The sequence below is a fragment of the Wolbachia endosymbiont of Drosophila baimaii genome (assembly GCF_028982185.1).
In the GTDB taxonomy this organism is placed as follows: Bacteria; Pseudomonadota; Alphaproteobacteria; order Rickettsiales; family Anaplasmataceae; genus Wolbachia; species Wolbachia pipientis.
In genome coordinates this window covers 1-5037 of record NZ_JAPQLE010000004.1, presented here as the reverse complement: position 1 = coordinate 5037, position 5037 = coordinate 1, and the positions used below count along the sequence as shown (strand labels likewise).

Genomic DNA, 5037 nt, shown 5'->3' with positions numbered 1-5037 from the left:
TTTTGTCAGTAGCCACCAGATTTTTTCAGTTGCTATGCAACAAAGCCCACTGGGATCCAGGAATTTTATTAAGTTGGTAAGCATAAAAGTAGCCGTTTTATGTTAAAATACAACATTTTGATGATTATGAAAAAGCTGGATTCCAGTGTCAAGCACTGGAATGACATCGTTTACTATGTACCATATTGCAATGTTCGTACAGCTGTGTGTCACGCACTTTGCTTCAATATTTGCACATTAGCCACTCCTCTAAACAGATACGCTAGTTTTTGTGAATATAATACAACGCAGCTTACCATTTGTTATGCAGACTTGCTACAACCCAAACTCTTCATTGACTTTATCAACTATTGCCTGTGGTGGATCCTCTCCCCATCCTGAATACAAAATCTCTCCATAGTCTGCAACATCTATAGAGCCAGTTCTGCTTTTTGCTAGAAACATTTCTCTTTTCTCTTTATCAACTAATACATAATGCCACGCTGATTTTCCACGATCTTTACCACGGACTAAGTATATAAGATCTGACCTACTTCTTTTTGTTGCATCAGCAAAAGATCTTTCATTGACAGTTCTGCTTTTACTTTTTATGCCGCCACTTTCAGAAAAAGCTTCCTTGGATTCGGTTTTTTTGCCTGCTAATTCAGAAATTTTTCCTTTTTCCCCTAATGCCCGTTCTTTGGTGTTTTGAGACGAATACTTACTGGAAAAACCTTCCCCTGTACCGCCAGGAGTCCTGTTTGTGAAACGCTTAGTAAATGAATTATTGTCGTTGTTTTCTGCCATAAAAATCTCCAAACTTTAGATTGTAGAATCCAAACTTTTACTACACTTTATCATATGTTAATTAAATTAATATAAATGAAAAATAATATAGTAATTATTACAGGAATTACGGCCTCAGGTAAATCAGAATTATGCGATAACCTGATAGAAAAATATGGAAATATTAGTATAATAAATTGTGATTCAAAGCAGGTATATGAAGAAATTCCCATAATTACCGCTCAACCACCAAAGCAAGAAGTATTTTATAAACTATATGGTTATGTTTCAGCAAAAGAAAATTATTCCGTGGGTCTATGGTTAGAAGATTTAGAAAAAGAAGTTAATCACGCATTAGAAAATGCTCAAATACCTATCATCACTGGAGGAAGCGGGCTTTACATCAGCAGTTTAATCAAAGGCTTATCATCAATGCCACAAATAAGTCAGGAAGTGAGGAAAAATGTAAGCGAATTAAGGAAAAATTTAAGTAAAGAGGAGTTTTACAAATTAGCGCTAAGCAAAGATCCAAGGATTCAAGGTAAAGTGTTCATGAATGACTCGCACCGCCTTTCAAGGGCACTTGAAGTTATCACTGAAACTGGCAAGTCAATTTTTGTATGGCAAGAGAATAGACAGCCTCCTTTATTCAATAATTTTAAGATATATACAATTCTGCCTAAACGTGAAGATGTATACCGAAAAATAAATTCTCGTTTCATTACAATGATTGAAAATGGAGCAATTGATGAAGTAAAAAAGCTACTTAGCATGAACCTAGCCCCACATTTGCCAGCTATGAAAGCACACGGAGTGCCAGAAATTATAAAGTACTTGAAAGGTGAGATTACTTTAGACGAAGCGATACAAATTGCTCAAACAAACACAAGACACTACGCGAAACGTCAGTATACCTGGTTTAAAAAACAATTTCTAAATGCTGAAGTGATTGATTGTGCAAACAAGCTCAAGATATTTTAATTCAGGCCGTGCTCATTACTACGAATAGGGGGTTCCATATTTTCCAGATGGTCGCTTACTTCTAGTGGATCGCCTAAACCATGCTCTATTTTTATTTTAAAAAATCCAAGCCTCTCGCACAATTTCTGAAAGTATTCTTTTATAATGTCAAATAAGCTTTTATCACCTATATTATAGTCCTTCAGTCTCTCAGGAACAGTAAGTGACAAGTTACCATTTGTGTATGTTACATTTTTATCATCTTGAGACTTAAGCGTGAATTCTAGTGAGCTGGATAGATCACACACCTTGTCACCGAATGTACCGTCACTCCTTTGGAAAAATATTGGTAATGTCATATCAGATTTAACACTCACATTATTTTGGCTAACACAGTCAATACTTATTACTTTTTCAGGGCTTTCTATTATGAATGAATGCTGGCTAAGTCCACCTTGAAACTCTATATGTACACCAGCTTCATATCCTGCTTGATTACAATTGATAACTAATTCTTCCAAGATAGAGTCACTTGGAACTTCTGCCTTAGCGTATTTGAACATCTCCTTAAAAACTTTTCTTGCAAATGGGCGGTAGTCTTCATTTTTACCTTCACTTTTTGGCAGTAAACTATCATGTTCTTTGTATAGCTCGGCAATCAAATCTCTACTTATACTTTTGCCGTTAATAACAAAATCCATTCTCTGAAAATCTAAGAACGCTGTATTACCAGAATTCGCTTCAGCATTGTCTTTACCAGCTCTTAACTTGCTAAAACCAAACTTTTCTGCTTGAGCTCTTAATGTAACTACTGGATTTTCCTTTTCTTCTGATATAGAGCTACTCATTATGAATACCTTGATATAGACTGCTGATAGTATAATAATATATAAAAATGATTAATAAGTTAATAAAATACCTACTATAAGCCCTATGATAGCAAATATAGTTAGGGGTAACTTAGGCTTACCGACGATTTTAAAAACAACAAATTCGTCATTCCGTTACGTGTTAGCGGCTGAGATACCGCGAATGAATCGCGGTATAACGTTGGAGAGCTGTGCTAGCTATAGTGCATACCTGACCATAAGGTGACAAGATTTTAAAAAGGCTCTATAACAGTTTTACACATGTATGAATCTCAATGAGCAATCAGATTTTTCTAAATAGCAGGCTGGAGAATATACCTAAGTTCCATTCCGCAATATTGCCTAAACTTTGTGGTGGGGACAAGGTGGTGGATCTGCTGTTTTATAAGCCACTTAGTTATGTGGATAGAAGCAAGTTACTATCTGATGCTCGAGTTGGAGAATTTACAACTTTCATTGCAAAAGTTTATGAGCATCAGTCGCCCACTTTTAGAGGTAGACCATATAAAATAGTCGTTGAAAGTGAGAGTCAGTATATATTCATAGTCTTTTTTAATTACTCAGTTAAGTATTTATATAAACTATTTCCAATTGGAGCGAATGTGATCATCAGTGGCAAACTCGAAAAATTTGCTGAACATTGGCAAATTACTCATCCAGATTACGTGTCGCTTGACATCAACCAATTTAAAGAAATAGCTTGCATAGAGCCAGTTTACCAATTATGCCGTGGCATTACCAATAAGCGCATTGGGAACATAATAAGCTCTAATCTAAAGGAATTGCCTGATTTACCAGAGTGGATAGATGATACATTAATCAAGCAAAAAAAATGGTTAAGTTGGAGGGAAAGCATCATAAAGTTGCACAGACCAAGCTCATTGGCGGAAGCTGAGGTTTGTAGAAAAAGGCTTGCTTATGATGAATTGTTTGCGTATCAGCTAGCGCTGAAACTTGCAAGAAAAAATCATGTGAAAGAAAGGGGAAGAGAATTTGTAATATTGAGTAAATACAAAGAGCAAGTTTTAAATGAATTGTCGTTTCAATTAACAAATGATCAAACTCGTGCAATAGATGAGATCTCAGAGAGACAAAAATCCAAGTATCGCATGATAAGTTTGCTACAAGGTGATGTTGGTAGTGGCAAAACCGTAGTTGCACTTTTTGCGATGATGAATGTGGTAGAAAACAACATGCAGGCAGCTCTAATGGCACCGACTACTATCTTGGCGGAGCAACATTATAATTGGATTGAGGAAGTTTTATCCTGTACCGATATAAAAGTTGCGCTGCTTACTGGTAAAACTTCGCGCAAGGAAAGAAAGATTATCATGAACGAACTTGCAAGTGGTGTTTTAAATATAGTGATTGGCACTCATGCACTATTTCAAGCTAACGTTACATTTAAAAATTTAGGGCTTGCAGTCATAGACGAGCAACAGCGATTTGGAGTGATGCAGAGAAATCGCTTGGTAGGAAAAGGAGAAAATGCCGATATACTTTTCGTTACTGCAACTCCCATTCCAAGAACCTTGCAGCAAGCTATGTATGGTGATGTTGAATGTTCAATTTTGAAAGAAAAACCAAAATCCAGATTGCCAATAAAAACTGTAACTATGAACATTAGTAGGGTGCCAGATGTTATTGAAAAGCTAAAAGGTGCTATAAACAGGGGCGAAAAAGCATATTGGATTTGTCCATATATAGAAGAAAACGAAGAGACCAATATTGCTGCAGCAGAGATGCGTTTTCAGGAATTACAAAAAACATTTCTTGATAAAGTCGGGATAATACACGGAAAATTGACTCAGGAGCAGAAAGATCAAGTTATGTTTTCCTTCAAAAGAAATGAATTTTCTCTGCTTGTTGCAACCACTGTGATAGAAGTTGGTATAGATGTGCCAGACGCAACCATCATGATTATAGAAAATGCAGAGCAATTTGGGTTATCACAATTGCATCAGTTAAGAGGCAGAGTAGGGCGAGGAAATAAGCCATCTTTTTGTGTATTATTATACGATAATTTAAGTAAAAGCTCATCTTCAAAGTTAAAGATCATGTGTGAGTCACAAGATGGATTTTACATTGCTGAAAGGGATATGATGCTAAGAGGCAGTGGAGATATTTTAGGCACAAAACAATCAGGATGTATGGAATTTAAATTTGCTGATTTATATCAGGACAAAGAGCTGCTCAATCTCGCGTATAATAACGCAAAAGGCGCAATGGCTGATTTTGAATTACTGCTTGATATATTTGAATATAGGAGTAGATTACATTTTTCAAAATTTCAGTAGGAAAACCAGGTAGCCCGCAGAAACAAAAAAACTTCCTTGACAAACCTCGCCAGCCCCCTTATCATGAAACTGAAGCTATTGTATTTGCTTTCGCCAATCTGCAGATTAAAAGGTAAGGATTACTTAATGTATCGGCGTCTTATGTT

The 5037-nt window shown here is 36.0% G+C and carries 4 protein-coding genes; 2 read left to right on the top strand and 2 right to left on the bottom strand.

The features are described from left to right. Positions 1 to 315: 315 nt before the first annotated feature. A complete protein-coding gene (locus OZD66_RS00075; RefSeq protein WP_182309938.1) occupies positions 316 to 786 on the bottom strand; it encodes a hypothetical protein in 471 nt (156 codons plus the stop codon). Between the two features lie 75 nt (positions 787 to 861). On the opposite strand from OZD66_RS00075, the gene miaA reads away from it, so the two are divergent. Continuing rightward, on the top strand, positions 862 to 1746 hold the full coding sequence (gene miaA / locus OZD66_RS00070) for a tRNA (adenosine(37)-N6)-dimethylallyltransferase MiaA (protein WP_065094524.1): 885 nt from the start codon (positions 862 to 864) through the stop codon (positions 1744 to 1746). Here miaA and OZD66_RS00065 read toward each other — a convergent pair. Beyond that, a complete protein-coding gene (locus tag OZD66_RS00065) occupies positions 1743 to 2573 on the bottom strand; it encodes a hypothetical protein (protein ID WP_182367146.1) in 831 nt (276 codons plus the stop codon). The two genes, miaA and OZD66_RS00065, sit on opposite strands and share 4 nt — an antisense overlap. A 296-nt stretch (positions 2574 to 2869) precedes the next feature. Here OZD66_RS00065 and recG point away from each other — a divergent pair, with 296 nt between their 5' ends. Beyond that, a complete protein-coding gene (gene recG / locus OZD66_RS00060) occupies positions 2870 to 4891 on the top strand; it encodes an ATP-dependent DNA helicase RecG (RefSeq protein WP_182367148.1) in 2022 nt (673 codons plus the stop codon). Positions 4892 to 5037: the final 146 nt, after the last annotated feature.

Excerpts from the sequence above, each read along its gene's own strand:
- OZD66_RS00075 (WP_182309938.1), bottom strand. The coding sequence starts at position 786 with ATGGCAGAAAACAACGACAATAATTCATTTACTAAGCGTTTCACAAAC.
- miaA (WP_065094524.1), top strand. The coding sequence starts at position 862 with ATGAAAAATAATATAGTAATTATTACAGGAATTACGGCCTCAGGTAAA.
- OZD66_RS00065 (WP_182367146.1), bottom strand. The coding sequence starts at position 2,573 with ATGAGTAGCTCTATATCAGAAGAAAAGGAAAATCCAGTAGTTACATTA.
- recG (WP_182367148.1), top strand. The coding sequence starts at position 2,870 with ATGAGCAATCAGATTTTTCTAAATAGCAGGCTGGAGAATATACCTAAG.